29 protein-coding genes are annotated in these 24,309 nt (G+C 69.8%); 5 read left to right on the top strand and 24 right to left on the bottom strand.

The annotated features are described in order from the left end of the window. Positions 1 to 75: 75 nt before the first annotated feature. The 23 genes from AB0D18_RS35105 to AB0D18_RS34995 all read right to left on the bottom strand — a co-directional run bounded on the left by AB0D18_RS35105 (position 76) and on the right by AB0D18_RS34995 (position 16,919). Positions 76 to 900: an SDR family oxidoreductase gene (locus tag AB0D18_RS35105; protein ID WP_362428199.1), complete on the bottom strand. Its 825-nt coding sequence runs from the start codon at positions 898 to 900 to the stop codon at positions 76 to 78. Between the two features lie 41 nt (positions 901 to 941). Further along, on the bottom strand, positions 942 to 1,655 hold the full coding sequence (locus AB0D18_RS35100; RefSeq protein WP_362428176.1) for an alpha/beta fold hydrolase: 714 nt from the start codon (positions 1,653 to 1,655) through the stop codon (positions 942 to 944). A 119-nt stretch (positions 1,656 to 1,774) separates the two neighbouring features. Beyond that, positions 1,775 to 1,990, bottom strand: a complete 216-nt coding sequence (locus tag AB0D18_RS35095) for an MbtH family protein (RefSeq protein WP_362428173.1) — start codon at positions 1,988 to 1,990, stop codon at positions 1,775 to 1,777. A 2-nt stretch (positions 1,991 to 1,992) separates the two neighbouring features. Continuing rightward, positions 1,993 to 2,634, bottom strand: a complete 642-nt coding sequence (locus tag AB0D18_RS35090; RefSeq protein ID WP_362428170.1) for a DsbA family protein — start codon at positions 2,632 to 2,634, stop codon at positions 1,993 to 1,995. Between the two features lie 59 nt (positions 2,635 to 2,693). Then, complete coding sequence (gene fabG / locus AB0D18_RS35085; protein WP_362428168.1) at positions 2,694 to 3,440, bottom strand: 3-oxoacyl-[acyl-carrier-protein] reductase; 747 nt, start codon at positions 3,438 to 3,440, stop codon at positions 2,694 to 2,696. A 29-nt stretch (positions 3,441 to 3,469) separates the two neighbouring features. After that, a complete protein-coding gene (locus AB0D18_RS35080) occupies positions 3,470 to 3,973 on the bottom strand; it encodes a beta-hydroxyacyl-ACP dehydratase (protein ID WP_362428165.1) in 504 nt (167 codons plus the stop codon). After that, positions 3,970 to 4,374, bottom strand: a complete 405-nt coding sequence (locus AB0D18_RS35075; protein ID WP_362428162.1) for a hypothetical protein — start codon at positions 4,372 to 4,374, stop codon at positions 3,970 to 3,972. The genes AB0D18_RS35080 and AB0D18_RS35075 overlap by 4 nt, the downstream gene beginning before the upstream one ends. After that, positions 4,374 to 4,625, bottom strand: a complete 252-nt coding sequence (locus tag AB0D18_RS35070; protein WP_266658542.1) for an acyl carrier protein — start codon at positions 4,623 to 4,625, stop codon at positions 4,374 to 4,376. The genes AB0D18_RS35075 and AB0D18_RS35070 overlap by 1 nt, the downstream gene beginning before the upstream one ends. 53 nt (positions 4,626 to 4,678) lie before the next feature. Beyond that, entirely contained in the window at positions 4,679 to 5,797 is a 1,119-nt protein-coding gene (locus tag AB0D18_RS35065; RefSeq protein WP_362428159.1) for a beta-ketoacyl synthase N-terminal-like domain-containing protein, read from the bottom strand. 31 nt (positions 5,798 to 5,828) lie between these two features. Next, positions 5,829 to 6,263, bottom strand: a complete 435-nt coding sequence (locus tag AB0D18_RS35060) for a hypothetical protein (RefSeq protein ID WP_362428157.1) — start codon at positions 6,261 to 6,263, stop codon at positions 5,829 to 5,831. Further along, positions 6,263 to 6,670 carry a hypothetical protein gene (locus tag AB0D18_RS35055; RefSeq protein WP_362428154.1) on the bottom strand — a complete coding sequence of 136 codons (408 nt, stop codon included), beginning with the start codon at positions 6,668 to 6,670 and terminating at the stop codon, positions 6,263 to 6,265. Before AB0D18_RS35055 ends, AB0D18_RS35060 begins: the two co-directional genes overlap by 1 nt. Beyond that, positions 6,671 to 7,021, bottom strand: a complete 351-nt coding sequence (locus tag AB0D18_RS35050; RefSeq protein ID WP_362428152.1) for a hypothetical protein — start codon at positions 7,019 to 7,021, stop codon at positions 6,671 to 6,673. Between the two features lie 2 nt (positions 7,022 to 7,023). After that, positions 7,024 to 7,998, bottom strand: coding sequence for a hypothetical protein (locus AB0D18_RS35045; RefSeq protein WP_362428149.1), 975 nt, complete (start codon positions 7,996 to 7,998; stop codon positions 7,024 to 7,026). Continuing rightward, positions 7,995 to 8,843 carry an alpha/beta hydrolase gene (locus AB0D18_RS35040; protein ID WP_362428146.1) on the bottom strand — a complete coding sequence of 283 codons (849 nt, stop codon included), beginning with the start codon at positions 8,841 to 8,843 and terminating at the stop codon, positions 7,995 to 7,997. The genes AB0D18_RS35045 and AB0D18_RS35040 overlap by 4 nt, the downstream gene beginning before the upstream one ends. Beyond that, positions 8,844 to 9,716, bottom strand: a complete 873-nt coding sequence (locus AB0D18_RS35035) for a beta-ketoacyl synthase N-terminal-like domain-containing protein (protein WP_362428143.1) — start codon at positions 9,714 to 9,716, stop codon at positions 8,844 to 8,846. Then, positions 9,713 to 10,864 (bottom strand): beta-ketoacyl synthase N-terminal-like domain-containing protein, encoded by a 1,152-nt coding sequence (locus AB0D18_RS35030; protein WP_362428141.1) that lies wholly within the window; start codon positions 10,862 to 10,864, stop codon positions 9,713 to 9,715. Before AB0D18_RS35030 ends, AB0D18_RS35035 begins: the two co-directional genes overlap by 4 nt. Next, complete coding sequence (locus AB0D18_RS35025) at positions 10,861 to 12,123, bottom strand: beta-ketoacyl-[acyl-carrier-protein] synthase family protein (protein WP_362428138.1); 1,263 nt, start codon at positions 12,121 to 12,123, stop codon at positions 10,861 to 10,863. The genes AB0D18_RS35030 and AB0D18_RS35025 overlap by 4 nt, the downstream gene beginning before the upstream one ends. Positions 12,124 to 12,156: 33 nt before the next feature. Beyond that, positions 12,157 to 12,411 (bottom strand): acyl carrier protein, encoded by a 255-nt coding sequence (locus AB0D18_RS35020; protein ID WP_266658552.1) that lies wholly within the window; start codon positions 12,409 to 12,411, stop codon positions 12,157 to 12,159. Between the two features lie 125 nt (positions 12,412 to 12,536). Further along, positions 12,537 to 13,214: an IclR family transcriptional regulator C-terminal domain-containing protein gene (locus tag AB0D18_RS35015; RefSeq protein WP_362428197.1), complete on the bottom strand. Its 678-nt coding sequence runs from the start codon at positions 13,212 to 13,214 to the stop codon at positions 12,537 to 12,539. 86 nt (positions 13,215 to 13,300) lie between these two features. Continuing rightward, the gene (locus AB0D18_RS35010) at positions 13,301 to 14,053 is read right to left on the bottom strand and encodes an alpha/beta fold hydrolase (protein ID WP_362428135.1); all 753 of its coding nucleotides are present in this window, start codon (positions 14,051 to 14,053) and stop codon (positions 13,301 to 13,303) included. A 32-nt stretch (positions 14,054 to 14,085) separates the two neighbouring features. Beyond that, positions 14,086 to 15,009: an ACP S-malonyltransferase gene (locus AB0D18_RS35005; protein ID WP_362428132.1), complete on the bottom strand. Its 924-nt coding sequence runs from the start codon at positions 15,007 to 15,009 to the stop codon at positions 14,086 to 14,088. Positions 15,010 to 15,244: 235 nt separating this feature from the next. Then, positions 15,245 to 16,039 carry a LuxR family transcriptional regulator gene (locus tag AB0D18_RS35000; RefSeq protein ID WP_362428129.1) on the bottom strand — a complete coding sequence of 265 codons (795 nt, stop codon included), beginning with the start codon at positions 16,037 to 16,039 and terminating at the stop codon, positions 15,245 to 15,247. A 79-nt stretch (positions 16,040 to 16,118) separates the two neighbouring features. Next, positions 16,119 to 16,919: a DNA-binding response regulator gene (locus AB0D18_RS34995; RefSeq protein WP_362428126.1), complete on the bottom strand. Its 801-nt coding sequence runs from the start codon at positions 16,917 to 16,919 to the stop codon at positions 16,119 to 16,121. Between the two features lie 587 nt (positions 16,920 to 17,506). On the opposite strand from AB0D18_RS34995, the gene AB0D18_RS34990 reads away from it, so the two are divergent. The 5 genes from AB0D18_RS34990 to AB0D18_RS34970 all read left to right on the top strand — a co-directional run bounded on the left by AB0D18_RS34990 (position 17,507) and on the right by AB0D18_RS34970 (position 23,265). Beyond that, positions 17,507 to 18,043 carry a 4'-phosphopantetheinyl transferase superfamily protein gene (locus AB0D18_RS34990; RefSeq protein ID WP_362428123.1) on the top strand — a complete coding sequence of 179 codons (537 nt, stop codon included), beginning with the start codon at positions 17,507 to 17,509 and terminating at the stop codon, positions 18,041 to 18,043. A gap of 122 nt (positions 18,044 to 18,165) precedes the next feature. Further along, on the top strand, positions 18,166 to 20,997 hold the full coding sequence (locus AB0D18_RS34985; RefSeq protein WP_362428121.1) for a non-ribosomal peptide synthetase: 2,832 nt from the start codon (positions 18,166 to 18,168) through the stop codon (positions 20,995 to 20,997). Beyond that, a complete protein-coding gene (locus tag AB0D18_RS34980; protein WP_362428118.1) occupies positions 20,997 to 21,920 on the top strand; it encodes an NAD(P)-dependent oxidoreductase in 924 nt (307 codons plus the stop codon). The genes AB0D18_RS34985 and AB0D18_RS34980 overlap by 1 nt, the downstream gene beginning before the upstream one ends. 13 nt (positions 21,921 to 21,933) lie before the next feature. Further along, positions 21,934 to 22,389 carry a nuclear transport factor 2 family protein gene (locus AB0D18_RS34975; protein WP_362428115.1) on the top strand — a complete coding sequence of 152 codons (456 nt, stop codon included), beginning with the start codon at positions 21,934 to 21,936 and terminating at the stop codon, positions 22,387 to 22,389. A 99-nt stretch (positions 22,390 to 22,488) separates the two neighbouring features. Continuing rightward, positions 22,489 to 23,265 carry a hypothetical protein gene (locus AB0D18_RS34970; protein WP_362428112.1) on the top strand — a complete coding sequence of 259 codons (777 nt, stop codon included), beginning with the start codon at positions 22,489 to 22,491 and terminating at the stop codon, positions 23,263 to 23,265. Positions 23,266 to 23,618: 353 nt separating this feature from the next. Here the strand turns inward: AB0D18_RS34970 and AB0D18_RS34965 are convergent, their stop codons facing one another. Next, positions 23,619 to 24,269, bottom strand: coding sequence for a thymidine kinase (locus AB0D18_RS34965; protein ID WP_362428109.1), 651 nt, complete (start codon positions 24,267 to 24,269; stop codon positions 23,619 to 23,621). Positions 24,270 to 24,309 lie beyond the last annotated feature (40 nt).

Genomic DNA, 24,309 nt, shown 5'->3' with positions numbered 1-24,309 from the left:
GGTCGGACTCCTGATGCAGTACGGAGGGACGGATGAGGACGGGATACGTGGCGCGGGCCTCGGGCGTGGAGGTGGTCAGCGGGCGCTGAAGCCGCCGTCGACGGTGAGGGTGGTTCCCGTGACCTGGCGCGAGTCGTTCCCGGCGAGCCAGACGGCCGCGCCGGCGATGTCCTGCGGTTCGATGAGTGTGTTCATGGGCTGGGACTGCACGAAGATCTCCTCGTGCTCGTCCACATCCACGTCGAGGGACCGGGCGATCTCGGCGAGCATCCGGCCCTCGTGCAGCGGATCGTCGCGGACGGAGCCGGGGCAGAGCGCATTCACCCGGACCCGGAAGGGCCCGTAGTCGAGCGCCGCGGCCTTGGTCAGGCCGATGAGTCCGTGCTTGGCGGCGACGTAGCCGGCGAAGTGGCGGTATCCGACGAGGCCCGCGGTCGACGCCACGTTGATGACGCTGCCCGAGCGCTGTTCGATCATGGCCGGGACGACGGCCTTCGTCATCCGCCACGCGCCCGTCAGGTCGACGCCGACCATCAGGTCCCACTCGTCCTCGCTGATCTCGTGGACCGCCTTGCCCGAAGGCGCCGCGATTCCCGCACCGTTGAGCAGCACGTCAACAGTCCCGAACCGGTCGAAGGCCTGCCGTGCGACCTCCTGCACCGCCTCGCGCTCGCGCACGTCGGCGGCCACGGTCACGGTGGCGGCGCCCTCCTTGCGGCAGAGCTCGGCGGTGTGTTCCAGCTGGTCCGCCGATCCCAACGGGTAGGGCACAGCGGCCAGGTCCTTCGCGATGTCCACGAGGACCAGGTCGGCGCCTTCCCGCGCGAAGCGCACGGCGCAGGACCGGCCGAGCCCGCGGGCCGCGCCGGTCACCACGATGATCTTGTCCTGGAGCAGCATGTCCTGGCCCTTCCCTGCCGTCCGCGTCCGTGTCGTACGGGTCATCGCTGCGGTGCCGGTTGCGGCCGCAACGCCTGGGTGACCGCGTCGATGAGCGGCAGCGGCGACTCGGTGAGGTACATGTGCTCCCCGGCCAGCTCCACGAGCCGGAACGCGGCGGAGGTGGCGTGCTGCCACTCGGCGGCCCGTTCCCGGCCGACCAGCCGGTCGTCGGTGCCGCGCAGCGAGGTGACGGGGGTGCGCAGCAGCTCGTCCGACACGGGCTTGTAGTTCTCGTGCATCTCCACGTCCGCACGCAGGATCGGCAGCAGCAGCTCCTGCATGTCGGGGTCGGCGAGAGCGTCGTGCTCGTACCCGGCGAACTCCTGCACCCGGTCGAGGAATTCGTCGTCCGCCAGCCCGGTGGCCCGGCGGCTGCGCCCCGTCCATGGCCCGGGAGATCCGCTCACGAAGAGATGGGTCAGCTCGACGGCCGGGTCCTGCTCCAGCCGACGGGCCACCTCGTAGGCGAGTACGGCGCCGAGGCTGTGCCCGAAGAGGGCGACGGGGTCACCCCCCACCAGGCCCGCGACGCTCGGCGCGAGTGCGTCGGCCGCCGCTGCGACGTCCCGGAACGGCTCGTCGACGAATTGCTCCTCACGGCCCGGGAGTTGGAGCGGAACAATGCGCGGCGCGTGGTCGGGAAGTGCTTTCCAGGCGCGGTAGAAACCGGCGCCGCCTCCGGCAAAGGGAAGGCACACCAGTGAATGAGTCATGAGCCGCATCGCTTTCTCAGAAGCTGTGTGAGTGCCACGTTCACATTGGCGGAGCCCATGGGCAACGGGCGTTGCACAATGCTGCCAACGCCCGTTGCCCGGCACCCGGGAGGGGGATTTCAGACCGCGTCCATGGCGTCCGCCAGAGACTTCGGGCGCATGTCGGTCCAGTGCTCGTTGATGTGGTCGAGCGACGCCTGACGGGTGTCCTCACCGTGTGCCACGGTCCAGCCGTCCGGGACCTCGGCGAACGCGGGCCACAGCGAATGCTGGTTCTCCTCGTTGACGAGGACCAGGTAGCGGGCGTCGTCGTTCTCGAAAGGGTTGGTCGCCATGGTCAGTTCTCCTTCTGGGTGGTCTTCAGGGCACGGGCACGGACCGTCTCGACGAAGTCGGGAAGCCGGTCCACACCCCAGAACTTTTCAAATCCGCTGATGAAGTACGGGACCCCGAACACACCGTCGCGGTGCAGGGAGTCGAGCGCCGCGTGGCCGCGTTCGCGCACCTCGTCGTTCTCGTGGGCGCCGGCCAGCAGTTCCGGGTCGAGGTCCAGCTCCTTGGCGACCCGGCGCATGGTGTCGGGCTGCGAGATGTCCACGCCGAGCTCCCAGCGGGCCCGGTAGACCGCGGCGATGAACTCCCTGCCCGCGCCCAGCTCCTGGGCCACCAGGTAGGACAGGTGCGGAACCTGCCACCGGGGCTCGGTGTCCACCGGCCAAACCATGTCCAGGCCGCGGGCCCGGCACAGCCGGCGGACGTCCTGAAGGATGTAGAGGTGCTTCTCCTTGGACATCGGCACGTACGGCAAGGTGATGTTGTTGCGTTCCAGATGGTCCAGTGCGGGCTCGTCCGGTTCCCAGAAGGGAAGCCATTCGATCTGGTCGGCCACGTCCGGGTACTGCCCCAGCAGATCCCGGTAGGCCATCCAGGAGTAGGGGCTGCGGAACGAGAAGTACCAGCGAGGCCCTCTTCGTGCCATCTCCGCCTCCAATGGGCTCGGGGGAATGGATCGGTCGGGTCGGGTCGGGTCAGGTCCGGTCAGATGGTGATGCCGCCGTCGATCTGCAGTACGGAGCCGGTGATGTAGGCGGCCTTGTCCGAGACCAGGTAGGCAACCAGGTCGGCGACCTCCTCCGCGGTGCCCATGCGGCGCAGCGGGATCGAGGAGAGGGCTTCCTTGCGGGCCTTGTCGTTCATCGCGGTGACCATGTCGGTCTCGATGAAGCCGGGGGCAACCGCGTTGACCCTGATGCCGGAGCGGCCGGTCTCCTTGGCCAGGGCGCGGGAGAAGCCGATGATCCCGGCCTTGGACGCGGAATAGTTGGTCTGGGTGGCATGACCGTAAACACCGGCCACCGAGGAGAGATTGACGATCGCCCCGCTGCGGCGCTTCATCATGCCGAAGACCACGGCACGGCAGACGTGGTAGACGCCGTCGAGGTTGGTGGCGACGACCTGGCGCCACTGCTCGTCCTCCATGAGGACCAGCGGGTTGTCGCGGGTGATGCCCGCAGCGGTGACCGCCGCGTCGATGTGACCGAACCGGTCTTCGGTCGCGGCGATCCAGGCGCGTACGGAAGCAGCCTCGGTGACGTCGACCCGGGTGCCCGTCACCGTCGTGCCGCTGTCCTCGGTCTCCTTCTCCAGGGTGCGGGCGGACGCGTCGTCCGAGCGGTAGCAGAAGGCGACGTCGAATCCGTCGCGGGCCAGTGCGCGGACCGTTGCCCGGCCGATGCCGCGCGACCCGCCGGTGACCAGGGCCACCCGGTTCGTGCTGTCTCCCATGATGTCTCATTCCTCCGTGTGCGGTCGGGTCAGGTGCTGGCGGCGACGGGGCTCGGCTCCTCGGCAGGGCGCAACTCCTCGGCAGGACGGAAGGCCATGACGATCCGGGCGACGGTCATCACCGTCTCGCCCGCCGAGCGGCTCTCGCCCTCGAAAAGGAGGGTGTCGTCGATCCTGCGGTCGAGCCTGACCCGGTGTTCCAGGACCTCCCCGGGAAGCACCGGCCGGTGGAACTCGACGCCGGTCATGGCGCCGAAGAGCATCACCTGCCCCGTCAGGACGTCCGGGTTGGGGTCGTCCCAGGTGGCGAGGACCCCGGCCGACTGGCACCAGGACTCCACCAGGAGCGCGGCGGGGTAGGCGAAGTCCTCGTCGGGGCTGTCCGGGCCGAGCTTGTCGTACCAGGGTTCGTTGCAGGTGACCGCCTTGAGCGCGGTCAGCCGCTCGCCGGGTACGACGTCGACGACCCGGTCGACGAGCAGCATCGGGAAGCGGTGCGGCAGCCGGGCCCTGATGTCGCGCTGGCCACTCATCGCGCCGCTTCCGTCCGGGGAGTGCGGGTGCGGTAGCGCAGCCGTACCGTGGCGGCGGCGCCGCGCCCGGTGGTGAGCTTCGCCCTGCACTGCCAGTCCCCGCCCGGAGTCTGCTTCCAGCCCATGGCGATGTCCACCTGGTCACCCGGGAAGACGGGGCCCGTGAACCGGGTCGACTCGACGGCGGCCAGCTCGGGATCCTTCGTCCCGTCGGGTGCGGTGGCCCCCCCACCGAGGTGGGCGCACTCCACCAGGCAGACGCCGGGGAAGATCGGGAAGCCCGGGTAGTGGCCGGGCAGCACGGTCTCGGTGTCCCGGACGGTGAAGCGGGCCGCGGTGTGCGACGCGTCCTCGGCGGGCAGCACTTCGACGGGCCCCGCGAGCGGGCTCGCGGCGGGCATCAGGCTGCCTGCTGCGCCGCGTCGAATTTGCCGAGCAGCAGGTCGTAGGCGCTCTGCAGGGTGACGATCTGCTTGAGCTCGGACTCCGGAAGCTTGATGCCGTACTTCTTCTCCAGGACGACGACGACCTCCAGGGCCATCAGCGAGTCGACCTCCAGGTCGTCGACGAACCTGGCGTCGTCGGTCACCTCGGACACCTCGACGTCCAGTACCTGTGCCACGACGGCGCGGAGCTCTTCCTTCTCCAGCATGGGTTCCTGTTCCTCTCGTCAACTGCGGGGCGGGGCGGGGCGGGCGGACAGGCTCAGCGCAGGCCGAGCAGGGCGCAGCCGACGGTGCCGGTGCGGTCCACGGAAGTGATCACGCCGATCCGGCCGGCCGCGAGCTCGGGCCGGTCGGCGGCGTACGACAGCAGTGCGGCGGTCTGGAAGGCCGCCGCGGCAGCTCCGGTGTCGCCGATCAGGGAGGTGGGCGTCAGATCGGTGGGGTTGACCGCTCCGAAGACCTCCAGCACGGCGTCGCTCTCGCCCCTGCCTTCGCGTCCCGGTGCTCCGGAGCGGGCGACGGCGACCACCTGGGCCGGGTCGACGCCGGCCCGGCGCAGCGCGGAGCGCAGGCAGGAGACGAGGGTGGGGCGGGTGTCGCCGTCGAGCACCACACCGAGTTCGACGGCGAGGAGTTCGGCGAGGACGGGCTGACCGGGGTCGTCGGGGTCGTACGGCTCGACCAGGAGCATCGCGCAGCCTTCCCCGAGCGGGGCGGTCGTGCCGGTGCCTTCGTCCGGGTCGTCGGCCGACCGGCGTTCCAGCCAGGAGCGGGCCTGTGAGAACTCCTCGGCGGCCCCGCACAGGACGGTTCGGGCACGACCCGAACTCAGCAGCCTGCGCGAGTAGTTGAGAGCGTGCAGCCCGGCGGTGCGGCCGCCCGCGATGGTGGCGTTGGGGCCCTTGAGCTGGTACCAGATGGCGCTCTGTCCGGCGGCGCAGTTCATCACCGTGTTGGGGAAGCGCGCCGGGTCGACGAAGAAGGGCTGCTCACCGGTGAGGGATTCCCGGGTGAAGTCCATCATCGACTGGGCGCTGCCGGTCGTGGTGCCGAGCGCGAAGGCCGCCCCCTCCCCCGTGCCGACGGCCCGGTTGCGCTCGCCGTCGTCGAGGAGGGCGCCGACGGTGGTGACGGCGAGCCCGGTGACCCGGTCCATGGAGCGGGTGCCCTTCTTGCCCAGCACCTCACGGACGCTGAAGGAGGGCACGACGCAGCCGTATCCGTCGGGGGTGACGCCGTGCTCGGGACCGAGTTCGGTGACGGTCGCGCGCCGCTCGCGCAGGCCGTCGGCGAACGCCGAGCTGCCGATGCCGTACGACGACACGGCCGACCAGGCGGTGATCACCGGGTGTCCGGCGCCCGTGGTGAGTGTGGACATGACCGTCACGCATTCCTTCCGTTCGAACAACTCATAAGAAACAGACCATTCGGTACCCGGTCCAGCGGGTGGCCAGTTCGCCGTCCTGCGCGACCCGGATGCCGTCGAGCAGCCGGCCGGGCGAGTGCGCCGCACCGACCGCCGCGAGACCGGGCTCCTCCGCCCAGACGCCGACGCCCGCTTCGATCAGCGTGCGCAGCCCCTTGCGGGGGTCGCTGAGGGTGCCCACCGTGCGGTTTCCGATCCGCAGCGGCGGGGGCGGGCCCGCGTTCAGCGCATACGTCACGGCCTGGCCGCGCAGCAGGATGTCGAGGCCGCCGAGCTGCCGGTGCAGTTCGGCGGCGAGGTAGAACTCGTCGAAGAACTGCTTCTCCAACGCACCCCGGTGTCCGCGCTCCACGATCGCGAGCACCCGCCCGTCCGGACGGTCGATGTCCGTGCCCGCCCGGTTCTCCTGAGTGGCCATCAGATCACTCCCATCAGAATGGTCTTGGTGGCCGCGGCCACGTTGGCGGCGTACCCTCCCGGCGGCCGCAGTACGACCTCCGGCAGGTGGTCGACGACGCCCCGGTCGTCGCTGCAGAACCGGCAGCCGTACCAGTACAGACGGTCGGGGAACGCGGCCAGCAGCTCCTGGGCCAGGGCCGCCGTGGACGGATACTCGCGGTTCCAGTCGGCCAGGTTGCGCGGCTTTTCCGGGCCCAGGGCGCGTTGGGTGAGCATCGTCGCGTATCCGCAGGTCCACACCTGCACGGCGGCGCCCCGTTCCAGCAGCGACTGGGTCAGCCTGAGTGCGGTGGTGACCTGGTCGGAGTCGTGCGGCGCACCCATGAGGGTGATCAGTACATCCGTGTGCGGAATGGTCCTGGCCACTCAGTGCCACACCACCCGGACGGCGGGATCGAGGATCCAGCCCGCGACCTCGTCCATGGCGACCACGCGGAGTTCGGGCCTGAGCGGGGTTTGGTCGAGTCCCCGCTGGGCGAGCGAGAACCCGTCGGCGGCCAGTACCCCGCCCCCCTTCTGGAACCGGTCCAGGTCCTCGTCGCTGCCCGGCACCGCCAGCACGACACCGTCCTGGACCAGGAAGAGGAGTACGGAGTGCCCGATGAGCGCCTGGGTGACGGCATCGCGCCGGAAGCCGCCCGCGTCCTGCATGACCCGCCCATGGCTCTCGATGAGCAGCAGCCGGGGCGGGGCACCGCTCTCCCAGATCTCGGTCACGTCTACGGTGCCTTGCCGTTGATCGCGTCGACGACCCGCTGGTCGAGGCTGACCAGGCTCCAGTCGCGGCGGTTCTCGATGACCGCGTACCCGTGCACGATGCTGCCGGTCGCGGTCTTCACCAGCGTGCCTTCGCGCAGTACGTAGAAGTCCATCCGCGAGGTGTAGGTGAAGTCCTTGAAGACGTCCTCGACGGTGTAGACCGTGTAGAGGTCCTCCTCCATCAGCGCCTCGTCGAGGATGCGGATGTCGGAGCGGGGCACGACCGGAATCCAGCGGCGGTCATCGAGAAGGGTCTTGATGGAGATGCCGCGGTCGGCGACGAAGCGGTCCTTGCCCTCCTCCATCAGCCGCAGGTAGCCGGACATCTGGATGCGCTCCGTGAAGTGGCAGTACGGGTACGGAATGTTCCACTTCCAGGCGTACGCGTTGCGCCCCGCGGTGAGCGAGGCGAGGATCTCCGCCTCGGCCGGGGCCACTGCGGGGGTCTCGCGCTCCAGGTCGTCACCGAGGGTGGCCACGGCGTACTGGGCCAGCTCGGCCGGGATGTCGCCGGCCGCCTCCAGGTAAGTGTCGATCCGCAGCGACACCCGCACCTTGGCGGTGACGGCCTTGAGCGTCTCGCCGCCCCGCTCGAACCGGATGGTGACCTTGAAGCCGATGGTGGCGGCCCCGGCCTCGCCCTTCGGGGTCCACGGCACGACCTCGGCTTCGGCGACGTCGTCCATGTGGAAGGCGTGCAGGATGCGGCTGTCGATGGAGACCAGGTCGAGGCCGAGGCCGTGCGTCTCGTAGAGCGCCCGGGCCGGCAGTCCGGTCTGACGGAAGTGGTCGAGCACGGCTTCCTCGATGAGGTAGTTGACGTGCTTGAACCCGATCCAGGTGCAGATGTTGGAGCCCTCGTACCGGGGGCGGACCTGCGTGGTGGTGGTCGTGGTGAGGAGCGCCTTGACGGCGGTCTCCGTGACGAGGGTCATCGCTGGGACTCCAGGGCGTCGAGGGGGGCGGTCCGCCGGAGCGGGGTCCCGCCCCGTGATGAGTGGAGGAACTCCCGTATCTCCGCGGCGAATTGTTCGGCCGCCTCGATCATCGGGAAGTGTCCGCAGCCCGGCAGCACGCGGGCGTACGCAGCGGGCAGGGCAGCGGCGAGCGCCAGGCTCTCGGCGGGCGGCGCCGCGAAGTCGGTCTCACCGCTCAGCACGAGGGTGCGCGCGGTGATCCGGCCGGTCTGCAGTGAGGGGGTGCGCAGGTAGAGCTCGAAGAAGCGCAGCCAGCCGTAGGGCCCGACCCGGTCGCGCACCCGCCGGCCCATGGCCTGCTGGATGTCGGCGGAGAGCCTGCCGCCGGAGTGGACGCGGATCCCCTCTTCCATGATCAAGTGGAATTCGTTCAGGTAGTAGCTGATCGAATCCCAGTCGAACTCTTCCTGGTCCGCCCGGAAGAAGGGGGACACCAGCACCAGCGAGCGGATGCCGTAGTGGCGCAGCGCGTCGGTGCCGCCCCTGGCCTTCTGGTCGAGCAGGTCGAGGAGCACGTTGGCGGCCATCGAGTGGGCGACGAGCGTCTCGGCGCGGCCCGGCACCAGCTCCAGGGCCCGGGCGAGCCAGCCCCTCAGATTGGGGTCCTGGCCCCATTCGGTGATGCCGTCGGTACGCCAGGGAAGCCGGGCGGTCCAGATCTCGGCGTCCTCGGGGAGGAGGCCGAGCGTGCGGTCCCAGACGCTGTCGTTGGCGGCGAGCCCGTGCAGCAGCAGCATCCGCCCGCCGGTTCCCGCCGTGCGCTGTTCGACCGAGACCGGTCGCAGATCGAGGTTGGTGTTCACCTATGCCGCCTCCGGCGCGAGCAGCAGGAGTTCCGCGCTCGCGTCGTTCGACGCGGTGCCCACGACAGCCTGGACGGGGCCCCGCTCGCCGACGTCGAACCATCCGACGGCGGCGGCGCACTGCAGGACTCCGTACGCCCCGGAAGCCCGCCCGAGGTGTTCCGGGAGCTGCCAGCGGCGGCCGAGGGCCGGCCCCGGGTCCCCGGCCCTGCGGCTGTAGGGGCCGACCACGGCACGTACGTTCGCCGAGCGTTCCGCCGCGGCCGTCCGGGACTCCAGGAGCAGAGCCGCGCCGCCGTCCACCGCACGGGTGCCGCCGAGGAGCCGGCGCACCACGTCGTTGTCGGGTTCGACGCCCAGGACGAGGACCCGGTCCGTACGGCCGGCCGTGATCATCGTGACCGCCCAGTGGACGGCGTCGAGACCGGACGTCTCGCCGTTGCAGACCATCAGGTTGGGTCCGCGCAGGCCGTAACGGATGGCAGCCGAGGAGGCGATCACGTTGCTGGAGGCATTGGGCAGGTCCATCGGGCTGGTCGCCGTGACGGTCTCTTCCCTGATGGTGTCCAGGGCCCGTACGACGGTGTCCAGGTTGCCGAAGTTGGAGCTGACGACCATGCCGACGGATTCGGCGGGCACGGTGAGTCCGTCCTCGCCCAGCAGTCCGGCGTCGCCGAGCACCGCGGCGGTCAGGCAGTAACCGAGCTGGGTGGCACGGTCCTTGTAGCGAAGGCCCTTGCGGCCCACGCAACCCGCGGGCTCGACCGGGGCACCGCCCGGCGCGGGTCCTTCGGCGAGGGCCCGTACGGTGTCGGCGCCCGGCAGCAGGACGGCAGCCCCGGTGACGACGACAGCAGCACTCCGCGTGCTCATCGGGTTCCTTCCACGATGGTGACGGCGTTGATGCCGCCGAATCCGAAAGCGTTGAGCTGCGCCACGTTCAGCTGGCGGCCGTCGGCCGCCTCGCCGGTGACGAAGCGGAACCGCGCGGCCTCATCGACCGGCTCGTCCAGGCCCACGGTCGGCGGCACCCGCCCTTCGTTCAGGGCGCGTACGCCCACGATCAGGTTGAGCAGACCGGACGCCCCCGAGGTGTGCCCCGTCATCGACTTCACGGCCGTCATGAGCGGCCGGTCCGCGTCGTCTCCGAGCACGGCGGCAAGCGCGGTGGCCTCCGCCTCGTCGTTGAGCAGGGTGCCGGTGCCGTGCAGCATCACGAGGTCGACGTCCGAGGGCTTGACCCCGGCGATGCGGTGCGCGGCGCGCATGGCCTCGGCGATGCCTTCCGGCGACGGGGCGGTGACGTGGTACGCGTCGCAGTTGACGGCGACGCCGCGCAGCCGCCCGTACACCTGGGGAGCGTCGCGGTCGGTGCGGCGCAGCACGATCGCTGCGGCGCCGTCGCCCATCAGGACGCCTGTACGGTTGCGGTCGAAGGGGCGCACCCGCTCCGGCGGCACCGGATGGACGCGCTCCAGGAGTCCGTACATGGACTCGGTCAGTACGTCGACACCGGCGACGATCACGGTGTCGGGGGCGTCGTCGCCCTCCTGGTCCAGCAGGTCGGAGCCGAGCGCCAGCGCGTACAGGGAGGCCGAGCAGGCGTTGGAGAAGGTGTGGGTGACATCGGCGTTGAAGCGCTCACGCAGCTTGGTGCCGAAGTGCAGCCCGGAGTCGGCGAACGGTGAGCCGTCGCGCCACCAGAGTTCGAGCGAGCGCAGCTCGCGCAGTCCGGTGCCGATCAGGATCGGGATGCCGCTCAGGTCCTCGCCGAGTCCGGCGTCCGCCGCGGCCTGTCCGATCGCGTCGAGGAGCAGCCGGGTGGCGCGGCCGGGTATGTCCTCGCCGGGCACGGGGCGGTCGTCCACCTCGTAGGCGTGCTGGGCACGGAACCGGGTGCGGTCGAAGCCGCGGAGTTCGGCCCGGCCGCTGTGGCCCTGGCACAGGCTCTCGAAGAGTTCGTCGACCCCGGATCCGGTCGCTGCGACGGCGCCCATCCCGATGATGGGGCGGATCGTCATGACGCCTCCTTGATTGCGTCGTACCGGCCGAGCAGCACCGCCGCGTTGTTGCCGCCGAAGGCGAGACCGTTGTTCTGAACGATCCGCAGGTCGGCCTCGACCGCCTGGTTCGGCACGCAGTCGACGTCGCACTCGGGGTCGGTGGTGACGTGGTTGATGGTGGGCGGGATGAAGCGGTTCTGGATGGCGAGGGCGCAGCCGATCGCGCCGAGCGCGCTGGCCGCGCCCATGCTGTGGCCGAGCATCGACTTCATGGAAACGGTGCGGGGAGGCGTGTCTCCGAAGACGTGGCGGATGGCGCCCGCCTCGGTGATGTCGTTGGCCCTGGTGCCGGTGCCGTGGGCGGAGATGAGGTCCACCTCGTGCGGTGCGACGCCGGCGTTGTCCAGTGCGAGCCGCATCAGTTCGGCGACGCTGTCGCGGTCGGGGGCGACCTGGTGGTGCGCGTCGCAGTTGAGGCCGTAGCCGAGCACTTCGGCGTAGATGGTGGCGCCCCGCTCCAGGGCGGAGTCGAGACGCTCCAGGACGAGTACGCCGGCGCCCTCTCCGGTGAGGATCCCCTTGCGGTCCACGTCGAAGGGCTGGCAGCGGTCGGGGGCGATGGTGCCCAGGCGGTAGAAGCCGGTGAAGGTCTTGCGGCACATCGCGTCCGCGCCTCCGCAGAAGGCGAACTCCGCCTCGCCGGAGCTCACCGCGTCGAAGCCGTACCCGATCGCGTAGTTGCCCGCGGAGCAGGCGGTGGGGATGGTGAGCGCCTCCACGTCCCAAAGGCCCAGTTCCTGGGCGATGGCCACCGACAGCCGCCCGGCGGGCACCCGCCGGGCAGCCGCCGGGTCGAACGATCCGACGCCGTCGGCGAGTTCGCTCTCGACCAGCTGGTCGAGGTCGTAGCTCTCGCCGTCGGTGGTGCCGATGGAGATCAGCCCGCGGCGGGTGCGCAGATCCGCCAGGTCGAGTCCCGAGTCCTCCAGGGCCATCCGGGCGGCCGCCGCCGAGAACTGCGCGGCCCTGCCGAGCTGTTCCACGTCCAGCGTGCTGATCCACTCCCGCGGGTCGAAGTCCGTGATCTCGCACCCGTTCGCGTGGGCGAAGCCCTCGGTGTCGAACACCGTGATGGGCCGCGCCCCGCTGCGCCCTTCGCGGAGTCCCTGCAGGAACTCCTTGGCCCCCAGCCCGATGCTGGAGACCACACCGAGTCCCGTGAGGACGACCCGGTGCCGCTCGGTCCGGACCTGGCCGGTACCGCGCACTGCCGTCATGCCAACCTCCCAATCAACCGCAGTGGGACCGGACTACCAGCCGGCCGGCTCCGACACGACCTCGTAGACGCCGGTCAGGTTCACCATGCGCGGCAGTTCGCTCTGGTTGATGACGACGCCGAATTCCTTTTCGAGCGCAGCCAGAATCTCAATGGCACGCAGCGAATCGGCATCGTGGTCCTCCTTGAAGAGACTGACGGGGCTGACCTCGTCCTCCTCGATTTCAAGAATGTCGCAGACTATTTCCCTGATGGTGACGAAACGCTCGTCGCGCGTAGCAGTGGACACGCCAATACCCCTTTTCGGATTCGCCGCCCCGATAACGCGCGGCGGATTACTCGCAAATGAATAGTCGCGGTGAGCTCTATTCGCCACAACGGTTGCTGCAACAAGCTGCCACCGCTGTCGTCAATTCAGCTTCCCGGCAGCCTCGGACGCACGGATTCGCCCTGCGCGCGCAGCATCGCGTCGCTGACCCGGGCGGCGGAATCGATCAGTGCGCCGCTGAGCATGCGGCCCTGCACGAGGGGGACCTGCGCCGACGGTCCCGCCAGTGCCAGCGCAGCCATCACCCCGTTGCCGCGCGTACGTACGGGCACGGCGTACGCAACGGTGTCGGGAACCACGACGTCCGGCCCATACGCCCAGCCCCGACGGCGCACCAGGGCCAGTTGGGCTGCGGTGAACCGGGTACCCCGCAGCACTTCGTACAGCTCTTCGGGATCCTCCCAGGCGAGCAGCACCTGGGCGACGGGCCCCGCCTTGGCCGGCCGGGACGTACCGACCGGGACGGGCTCCGCGCCGACGGAACGGTCCACAGAGGTGGCGACACAGACCTGCAGTGCACCCCACCGCCGGTAGAGCCGTGCGGTGAGACCGGTCAGGTCGTGCAGTTCCGCCAGCACCGGGACGGCGACCTGCGCCAGCCGGTCGCGCTGCGTCTCGACGGAGGGACCGCCGAGCCTGGGCCCGAGCACGAACCGGCCGCCGAAGTCCCGCATGAGCAGGTCGAGCCGCTCCAGGGCGACGGCGATGCGGTGCGCGGTGGGCCGGGGCAGTCCGCTGCCGACGACGAGTTCCGCCAGCGACATGGGGCCGCTCTCCACCAGGCTCAGCAGGATCGAGGCCTTGTCCAATACGCCGACCCCGCTCACCCGCCGCTGCTCGGTCGTGGTGCTCACAGCTCGGGGGCCAGCCGTGCGCGGATGTCCCCGATGAGCTCGTCGCGGTGGTCCACCAGGTAGAAGTGACCGCCGGGCAGCACCTTCAGGTCGAAGCCCTTGGGGGCAAGGCCCTCCCATCCCCTGACCTCTTCGACGTCAACGTCCGGGTCGCTGTCGCCCACGTACCCGACGACGGGACAGTCCAGCGGGACTCCGGGGCGCGCGGTGTACCCGGCAACGGTCCCGAAGTCCGCGCGAATGGCGGGCAGGATCAGCTCGCGCAGGTCCGGATCGTCGAGCAGCGAGGTGTCCGTGCCGCCGAGGCGCTGCACCTCGGCGACGAGCTCGTCGTCGCTGCTGAAGGCGGCCGTCCGGGCGGTGAGCAGATGCGGAGCCTTGCGGCAGGAGACCATCAGGACGGACGGTGGCGCTCCGTGCCGCTCCTGGAGCCGCAGGGCGATCTCGTATCCGAGGGAGCCGCCCATGCTGTGGCCGAAGAGCGCGAGCGGGGTGTCGATACAGGGCAGGAGTGCCTCGGTGACCGCCTCCGCGAGCCGCTCCATCCCGGTGACGGGGGTCTCGGCGATGCGTTCCTGCCGCCCCGGGTAGCGGACGGCCATGACCTCCACGTCGGCCCCGAAAGCGTGGCCCCAGGAGTGGAAGAAGCTGGCCGAGCCACCGGCGTGCGGCAGGCACACCAGTCTGATGCGGGGCGGTACCGCGGTGGTGTACCTGCGGAACCAGATGCTGTCTGTGCCAAGTGCCATGATGCGTCGCTCTCCTCGCTCGCGTGGGGGCTTCAGTCCAGGTCGCCGGGAGAGCTCACGGACACGACCTCGGTGTCCGGGTCGATCCGGCGAATCAGTCCGGCCAGCGTGCGTCCCGGACCGAGTTCGACCAGGCGGCGGCAGCCGAGCGGGCCGGTGAGGGTCCGTACGCTCTGCTCCCACAGCACCGGGGCGGTGAGCTGACGGGTGGAGAGCTCGGGCCAGTCGCTGTCACCCCCGTGCGGCTCGGCGTCGGCATTGGCCACCACCGGCAGGTGTACGGGGCTGAACGGGGCCCGCTTGAGGGCGTCGCGCAGACTCTCGGCGGCGGAAGCCATGTAGGGACTGTGGAACGCGCCGCCGACCTGGAGGCGGATCATCTTGGCGCCGATGGAGGGGGCCCGCGCGTCGAGCGCGTCGATCCCCTCGCGGGAGCCGGACACCACGCTCTGGCCGGGGGCGTTGATGTTGGCGACCCATACGTCACAGCCCTCGGCACGCATCCCGTGCACCAGCTGCTCGACCTCCGCCAGGGGTGCGGCGACCAGGACACCCATGGTGCCCTCGCGCGCCTGGGCCGCGTCCCGCATCGCCCGGCCACGGACAGCGACCAGTTCGGCGGCGGCGGCGACCGTGAGGGCACCGGCCGCGGTGAGCGCCGCGTACTCGCCCAGACTGTGGCCGGCGCAGGCGACCACCCGTCCGCCGAGCGCTCCGAGCCGCTGCGCCTCGGCGTGGGCGACGACGGCCACCGCGAACACGGCGAGCTGTGCCAGGTCGGTGCGCCGGAGCTGTTCGGCCGGGGTGTGCAGCAGCAGTTCCTGGAGATCCTCCCCGGAGACCTCGGAGATTTCCTCGGTGAGTTCCCACGACGGGGATTCCCGCCAGGGTTCGCCCATTCCTTGCTTCTGTGTTCCCTGTCCGGGAAACACCAGACCGATCGGCAATTGGTTCATGGCCCGCCTTCCGCACGATGCTCACCAGAGAGCACGGGGATCCGGATCCGTTGCCAGGCCTCCGGAACCCCCGTGCACTGGCGGCGTACTGGGGGGGATAGCCCGCCGCCGGGGAAGGGGTTTCCAGCAGACCTGGAATCCCGTACCTGACGACCCATACAACTGCCCGCCCCGAAGGGCGGCAACGGTCCTTTCAGGAAGCTGCCAGCATGCCTTTCCGACCGGTGTCCCCGGGCTACTGCCGGGGGCCCCGACCGCCGGGAACCGGCCCCTTCGGCGCCGGGAGCAGTCCCAACTCGGCTGCCCGTACCCCTGCCTGGAAGCGGGAATTGGCGCCGAGCAGCGTCATGATCTCCGCGACGTAGCGCCGGTAGGTACGGACGGAGACCGAGAGGTCCCGGGCAGCGACCTCATCGGTGACACCCGCCCGCAGGGCGCCCAGGATCTGCAGGGCGAGCGCGGCCCTGTCACGGTCGCCGAAGACGATGCGCTCGCCCGCGGGCACAGCGTTGCTCCAGACGCTCGAAAAGAGGGCGTTGAGGGTGCGCATCACCTCGGGGGCCCGGATCAGTGAGGCCCTGCGGCCGACTGCGGATTCGGCCACCACCAGGGCGCTGGTGCCGTCAACGAGCAGCGCCTGGAGGGGTGGCAACCTGGCCACCCTGATCGCCGCCGGATGCTCCCTTCGGAGCTGTTCATGCACGTACTCTTCGTCGAGCAGCGTGGGGCTGGTGAGCAGCCGCACGGCGACCGAAGCGCCCGCCCGGTAGATCAGATCGCGCTCGGGGCTGCTCCCCGGGTCGGGCTGCTCATCGGACGCCTGCATCCGCGCGTGCACGATGTCGATGGTTCTCGTGGCTCCGTCGATCAGCTCCAGAGCACAGTCCAGCACAGCGCTGTAATCGCCCTCGACCGTGGCGATCTGCTGCTCACGAACGCTCTGGTCGCGGTGGATGGCCACCGTCGACTCGATCAGCGCCCGGACCTCAAGCAACGCCCGCTCTAATTCGTCCTCTGGCCTTGTGGACACGTCGCTCTCCACCATCCCCCGTTGGCACCTCACTCGACAGGCCGCCCGATGGGCGGCTCCCCCCGCACTCACCTGTCGACTATTCCGAGAGCAGCCCCAGTTCCACCGCGCGGGCACCGGCCTGGAACCGGGAGTGGGCGTCGAGTTCGCGCATGATCTCCGCGACGTGCCGCCGGTACGTGCGCAGTGACACCTTCAGGTCACGCGCCGCGGCGTCGTCGGTGTGGCCGCCCCGCAGCTGCTCCAGAATCTTCCGGGTCAGTTCGCTGCGCAGGCGTGGGCTCAACGCGAGGTGTTCAGCAAGCTTTCGGCCCCGGGACCAGGCCCCGGCGAAGAGCAGGTCCAGTGCGCGTACGGCAGCGGCGTCGTTGACTGCGGTGACCTGCGGTCCGTCACCCCTGTCGACTCCCCGGACCAGTGCCGCCGCGCCGTCGACCACCACGATCTCGCGTAACTCCCCTTCCAGGACCCGGACTTCGATGCGGGACTCGGGGATCTGGCTCAGCCGCGCGAGCGAGGCGTCCGCAGCCTCGGCGGAACAGAGCACCCGCACGGCGACGCTCGGGGGCACCGCGGCGAGCAGTGCCAGTACGGAGTTGGCGAATTCCCGGGAACCGGTCAGGGCGACGCCGACCGAGTACCGGGCCCTGCCGATGATCCGGTCGAGCGCCTCGGCGAGCACCGGGATGTCCGTGGGCGCCGCGACGGACCGTTGCCTGTGCATCGAGACGGTCGACTCGATCAGTGCCCGCGCCTGAAGCAGCGTCTGCTCCAGGCGGGCAGCGTGCTGATCGGGATTCGCGACGTCCAACCCGCCCGTGTCCAGTGGATCAATAACTGCACCCGTCACGTTCTCCCCGTTGGTGTTCAGTACCCACAATGGCCGCCAGAACCTTTTTGGTGTCACTGCCAAGGCAACCGCGAAAACAGTTCAATCGAAAATTACTTTCGCGCCAGAAGGGCCACTGATTCCCCACCAGACAGTAGTTCGCTGAATCAGAGCCAGTCAACAATGTCCGGACCCGCAGGGCGCTTGGACAGCACACGCAGAGTCGGCACCTTCCACCGGAAGAACGGCCCGTTCGCCCCACCTGGCAACAAGCTGCACTCCAGCACCCGGAACCGAACGCCCCCAATTCCGCTTAGGTCACCTTGGGCATCCGTACCCTCACGAGCCGTTCCCCCCGTGACCGTTTGCTGTCACGGCATATCCGGCACCGAGTGTTTCCGGCCTATGGTCACCCGGTGACCATATCTCGCACACAGCTGCTTCACGCCCCGGGCGGCCCGTCGGCCCCGCCCGCCACCGCCGATGTTCAGGTGTGGTCGTGGCCGGCAGTGGCAGGCAGGCACACAAGTGCCGACCTGGAATTGCTCGACAGCTCGGAACTCGCCCGCGCGCACCAATTCAAATCGGCGAACGCCGCGGCTGAATACGTTTCTTGTCGTGCGTCGATACGTCGCTTTTTGGCCACATATCTTGAGATTCCGGTCGGCGAGATCGTGCTCGGCCGAAAGCCGTGCCCGGGATGCGGCAGCGCGGACCACGGACCCCCGGCGCTGCTCGGTCCCGGAACTCCTCGTGATCTCAGCATCTCCCACTCCGCCGGCCTGGCGATGCTGGCCGCCGCCCCCTTCCCGGTCGGGATCGACACCGAGGCCATCCGAGACATCCCGGTCGCAAACATCAGCGGAAACGTACTGACGCCTCGCGAGCGCCTCTCCGTGCTCGCCGAACCCGAAGGCCTCGCCCGCACCAAGGCCTTCCTGCGCTGCTGGACCCGCAAGGAGGCGGTGCTCAAGGCCGTGGGGATCGGGATCGTCACCGATCTGACCCTGCTGGAGACCCGCGCCTGGTCCGAGGGGCCCGCCGAAGTCACCGTCGACGCACTCGTTGCCCCGTCCACGTGGCGGGTGGCCGACGTCCCCGTGCCCGAGGGCTGGGCCGCCGCCCTGGCACTACCGGCCGCCGCAAGCAGAAACGTCACTGTGCGACATCTCTGAACCCCCTGCACCACCGAGCCCCCCGCACTACCGAGCCCCCCGCACCACCGAGTTTCGCCACCTTGAGCACCGAGCCGGGCACTGAGACGACCGCGCACTGACGCAACGGGAGACAGACCATCGTGCAGACGACCCCTCCTCAGAGCATCGCCGACCTCCTCCTCCGCGCCGCCCAGCACCATCCCGACTCCGGCATCCGCTACTGCCTGGGCGGCGCCGCCGCGGAGTTCCAGGACCAGAGCCACCCGGAACTCCTCGACGACGCCCGCCGGGTCCTCACGGGATTGCGCGCCCAGGGGCTGCGTCCACACGACACGGTCGTCCTGATACTGGAGCGCCCGCAGGAATTCCTCACCGCGTTCTGGGCGGCCGTGCTCGGCGGCTGCGTGCCGTGCCCGATGGCTCCGCTCCGCGACGACCCCGAGCGCTGGGCGGCCCAGCTCACTCACGTGAACACGCTGCTCGACGGCCCCCTGGTGGTCACGAGCGAGTCCCTGGCCGCGGGCCTCCCGCCGGTGGCCGGCCTCGACGTCGTCCCGCTGGAACGGCTGCACTGTGCGCAGCCCGCGCTCCCGTACACCGCCGCGCCCGAGGACACAGCCGTCCTGGTGCTGACCTCAGGCTCGACCGGGAACTCCAAAGCGGTCATGCTCAGCCACACCAACCTGCTGGCGTCGATGGCCGGCAAGAACGGCCACCACCGGCTCACCGCCGCCGACACCACCCTGAACTGGGTCTCCTTCGACCACGTGGCCGCCCTGCTGGAATGCCACCTCCTCCCGCTGTCCACCGGCAGCCGCCAGCTCCACGTCGAGCCCCCGGTTGTCATCGGCGAACCCCTGGAGTTCCTGCGCCTCGCCTCCCGGCACGGCGTGACCATGACCTTCACTCCCAACTTCCTTCTGGGGATGCTCAATTCTTCGGCGGATCGCCTCACCGAGGCCGGCGAGGAACTCGACCTGACCCGACTGCGGCACATCATCAGTGGCGGCGAGGCGGTGGTCTGCGCCACCGGTGAGACCTTCCTCGACCGGTACGCCCCGCACGGTCTCGCCCGGAACGCCCTCTGGCCCGCCTTCGGAATGACCGAGACCTGCGCGGGCAGTGTCTACTCCCGGGCGGCCTTCCCCGACATCGACCGCGGCAAGGAGTTCGCCGGCCTGGGCACCCCGGTCGAGGGCCTGCGCATCCGGATCGCCGACCCTGCCGACCGGGAACTACCGGCCGGCGAGGTGGGTGAACTCCAGCTCATCGGCCCGATGATCACCCGTGGCTACTACCGCGACGCCCGTGCCACCGCGGGGGCGTTCACGGCCGACGGCTGGTTCCGCAGCGGCGATCTGGGCCGGATCGACGGAGGCCGGCTGACCCTGGTGGGCCGCTGCAAGGACAGCATCATCATCAACGGCGTCAACTACTTCAGCCATGAGCTGGAGACTGCGCTCGAACAGCTCGACGGGGTCACCGATTCCTACCTCGCGGCCTTCCCCGTCCGCCCGGCGGGCAACGACACCGAACAGCTCGTGATCGCCTTCCACCCCGATGCCCCCGCGGACAACCCGGCCGCGCTCCACCGGGTACTGACCGCCGTGCGCAGCAGTGTGGTGATGCACTGGGGCATCCGGCCCTCCCTCCTCCTGCCGCTGGCCAAGGAGGCCTTCCCCAAGAGCAGCCTCGGCAAGATCCAGCGCTCACTGATGCGCCGTCGCCTCGAGTCGGGTGCGTACGACACGGACATGAGCCGGGTCGCCGACCTCACCCTGCGCATGCTCGGCGGCTACACCGCACCCGTGGGCCGGACCGAGAAGACGCTTGCGGAGATCTACGCCGAGATGTTCGACACCGACGCCACCACCATCAGCGCCACCGCCAACTTCTTTGACCTGGGGGGCACTTCACTGGACATCCTGCGGCTCCGCAGCAAGGTGGCCCAGCGGTTCGGGGTATCCGGGCTGGAGATCGTCACGGTACTGACGGCGCCCACCGTGCGCGCACTCGCCGCCTGGATCGGCGAGCAGACGGGTGCCGACGGCCGGTCGAGCACTGCCGAGCGGCAGTACGACCCGATCGTGCCGATGCAGACGAGCGGTACCAAAACACCGCTGTTCTGCGTCCATCCGGGCGTCGGGGAGGTGCTGGTCTTCGTCAACCTCGCCAAGTACTTCGTGGGCGACCGGCCGTTCTACGCGCTGCGGGCCCGCGGGTTCAACGACGGCGAGAAGCCGCACGCGACCTTCGAGCAGATGGTGGACTCGTACGTGGCGGCCATCCGGGGCCGGCAGCCGCACGGCCCGTACGCCGTCGCCGGATACTCCTACGGCGGTGTGGTGGCCTTCGAGATCGCCAAGGCACTGGAGTCCCAGGGAGAACGCGTCGACTTCGTCGGCATCTTCAACCTGCCGCCGCACATCAAGTACCGCATGGAGGAACTGGACTTCGTGGAGACCGCCACCAGCCTCGCGTTCTTCCTGGCCCTGATCGACAAGAAGCAGTCCCTGGAGCTCCCCGGTAAACTGCGCGCGCTGCCCGAGGAGGAGCAGCTGGAGCGGATCATGGCGCTCGCGTCACCGGAGCGACTGGCCGAACTGAACCTGGACGTCGTCGAATTCGGCGCCTGGGCGGACCTCGCCGACCGGCTGACCGCCCTGGGCCGCACCTACGAGCCCGGGGGGTCGGTGGAGTCGGTGAAGGTCTTCCACGCCGCCCCGCTGCGGGGCTCCAGAGAGGACTGGCTGCACAACGAGCTGCGCCGCTGGGACCAGTACACGAGGGGTCCGAACCGCTACATCGAGGTCCCCGGCGAGCACTACACCCTCATGAACCCCCGTCATGTGGCCACCTTCCAGGCGACCCTGCGCCGCGAGCTCGACCTGGCCCTGGGCGAGGCCGACCGCGCCCGTGCCGCACGTACCGCTGCCGCCGAAGACACCGCCGGACGAGGAGAGACCTCCTGATGAAGGGCAAGAAGATCCTGGTCACCGGCGGTACCGGGCAGGTCGCCCGGCCCGTGGCCGAGTCGCTCGCCGAGGGCAACGACGTCTGGTGCCTGGGCCGCTTCGGCACCCCCGGCATCGAGTGGGAGCTCAACCGGCGATCCATCACCACCTGGCACTGGGACATGGACGACCTCTCGGGTGACGCGCTCAAAGGCCTCCCCGAGGACTTCACCCATGTCATCCATTCCGCCGTACGACGGGGCGAGGACGGCGACTTCAACGCGACGGCCGAGGTCAACTCGGTCGCAGCGGGGCGGCTGATGGCGCACACCCGTACCGCCGAGTCCTTCCTGTACGTGTCGACCGGCGCCCTCTACGCACGGCAGACCCTGGACCACAAGTACACCGAGACCGACCCGGTCGACGGTGTCGCCGACTGGCTGCCCGCCTACCCCGTGGGGAAGATCGCCGCCGAGGGTGCGGTACGGGCCTTCGCCCAGGTGCTCGGCCTGCCCACCACCATCGCCCGGCTGAACATCGTGTACGGGCCCGGGGGTTACGGCGGCGTCCCGATGCTCTACTTCAAGCGCATGCTCGCCGGTGAGCCCATCCCGGTTCCCCTCAGCGGGCAGAACTGGTGCTCCCTGCTGCACACCGACGACCTCGTGGCGCAGGTGCCCGCGCTGTGGAGGGCCGCCACCGCTCCGGCGCGGGTGGTCAACTGGGGCGGGGACCAGCCGGTCGGCATCACCGACTGCGTACGTCACATGGAGGCCCTCACCGGGGTCGAGGCGAAGCTCGTGCCGAGCGAAGTCACCCGTGAGACCTATCAGTTCGACCCCACGCTGCGCCGGGAGCTGACCGGTCCGTGCCGGGTCGCCTGGCGCGACGGCATCCGCCGAACCCTGGAGACCCTGCACCCCGAGCACGTCCGTCGCTGAAGGAGACAACACCGTGATAGAGACCCGCATGGAGACCCTCGTAGCGACGGACTACCTGACCCGGCACCGCGGCAGGACCCTCGACCTCGACATCATCCACCGCGCCTACCGGGCCTTCCTGGCCCATGACGTGGACGCGCTCCTCGACACGCTCTCCCCGGACGTCGAGTGGGTCCACCCCGACGGGATGGCGAAGTACGGCCTGGGGGGCACCAAGCACGGCCATGACGGTGTACTGGAGTTCCTGGCCCACGTCCCGTCGGTGCTGGGCGGAATGTGCCTGGAGCCGCAGGAGTTCGTGCAGTCGGGCGACCGGGTGGTGGTCTTCGGCACCCGCCGGGTGACGTCGAGACGCGGACGTACCGAAACGATGCCCTTCGTCCACTCCTGGACCCTGCGCGGGGGCCGGGCCGTACGGATGGAGGACATCTTCGACACCGTACTCTTCCACCGGCTGATCGAGAGCTGACGGAAGCCGTACGGCGATCTACGTCCGCCAGACCGGTCCCAGAGGTGCCGCGGCGCCCTGTACGACGTCCTCGGCACCCTCCCGGACTGCCTGGGCGCCGTGGTCCAGGGCCGCGCGGGGCAGCCTCTGCTCGACTCGTACGAGCGAGAGCGCCATCCCGTGGGACGGCAGGCGCTGCGCGTCTCCGGGGCGATCACCAGGGGTGTACTGCGCTCTCCTCGCAGTCGTCTGGTGCGTGCCCTGCGCGAGGCCGCCTTGCCTGCCGTGAACCGGCTGAACCTGCTCACGGCGACGGGCGAGCGCCTGCTCTCCGGCATTGGCATCGCCTACCCAGCGCCGCGCGGCAGCCACCTCCTAGCCGGCCGCCGGGTTCCCGACCTCCGGCTCTCCGGCGGGCAGCGGCTGTACGAGGTGCTGCGCGACGGTCGGTTCGTGCTGGTCACCCACGGGCGGCCGGTGCCCGAGACGGAGTGGCTGCGGCTTGCGGCTCCTGCCGGAAACCTGCCCGGCCCCCTGCTGATCCGTCCCGACGGATATATCGCCTGGGCGGCCAACGCCCAGGACCCCGACGACATTCGCACGGCGCTGAGGAACTGGCCGGCGATGGCCGCCTCACTCTTCGTACGTAGTCCGCCAGGCTGCCCCATGAGTCACAGCCCGCCAGCGGTGCTGATCCTGCTCGGGGTCATCCGGCAGAATCGGTCCCGTCGACAGCTTGATGCAGCAGCGCCACCGCTGTGGCGCGAGCGCCGCGTACTCCTGCGGCTAGGCACCGTCGGGGCTGGTCTGCGGGTTCATTTCCTGTTCTCCTGCTGTCTCGCGGGGTGCGGGTGGGGTGTGGCCAGGGCGGCCACCTCGCACCCCCACTGCACCTGAACCGTTCTGGGTTCGGCAGGGACCCTAGATTGTGGCTGTGACCTGGGGTTTCGTGGTCGTGAGGTAGTAGTTGATCTCGTATTCGACGGGCGCGATGCGCCCCGGAGTTCGGGTCTGCGTTCCCAGCGAACGGCGAGGCGTTTGAAGTGGTGGAGCAGGGCGAAGGCGATAAGCCTCAGCCCGCCCCGCCCTCCGAACGCCCCGTCGTGTAACCACGCAGGCGACACCGGAAGATTCCGGCGGCCAAACCGCCGAGCTCGCCTCGGGAAAACTCCAGGTCAGGCCCGCAAAGCCGATAGGTCAGGCTGTACACAACCCGCCTCGGCCCCTGTGCGCCAGCGCTTCCCCTTGAGTCAGTTGGAGGAAACCGGAAGCACATCCGGGGACAGCACCCCGGCCTGCGCCGACGCACTCGTCATCCGCCTGCGGTGATGACGCCGGCACAGCACCTCGTACCCCACCGCCTCCGCCGGACGGTCCACGTCCCCCACCACGACCTGCTCGCCCTCGACGACCATCTCACCGCCCACCGTGCGCGCGTTGTGCGTGGCCCGCGCCCCGCACCAGCACATCGCCTCGACCTGCAAGGTCTCCAGCCGGTCCGCCAACTCGATCAACCGCTGCGACCCCGGGAACAACCGCGTCCGGAAATCCGTCATGATCCCGAACGCGAACACATCCAGATCCAGGTCGTCCACGATCCGCGCCAACTGGTCGATCTGCTCCGGCCCGAGGAACTGCGCCTCGTCCACGATCACGTAATCGACCCGGCCGCCCCGCGACACCTGATCCACCACATACCCGTACAAATCCCTCCCGGGCCCCGCCTCGACCGCCTCCGTCACCAACCCCAGCCGCGACGACAACTTCCCCTCACCGGCCCGGTCGTCCCGCGTGAAGATCACACCCTGGAGTCCGCGCGCGGAGCGGTTGTGACCGATCTGGAGTGCCAGGGTGCTCTTCCCGCAATCCATGGTTCCAGAGAAGAACACCAGCTCGGACATGAGGAGTTGAGCCTTTCGGGCTGTGGGGGGAGGCGGAGGA

The sequence above is a fragment of the Streptomyces sp. NPDC048442 genome (assembly GCF_040651475.1).
Taxonomy (GTDB): Bacteria; Actinomycetota; Actinomycetes; order Streptomycetales; family Streptomycetaceae; genus Streptomyces.
Note: the sequence above shows the minus strand (reverse complement) of the source record. Positions and strands in the feature narration are given on the sequence as shown.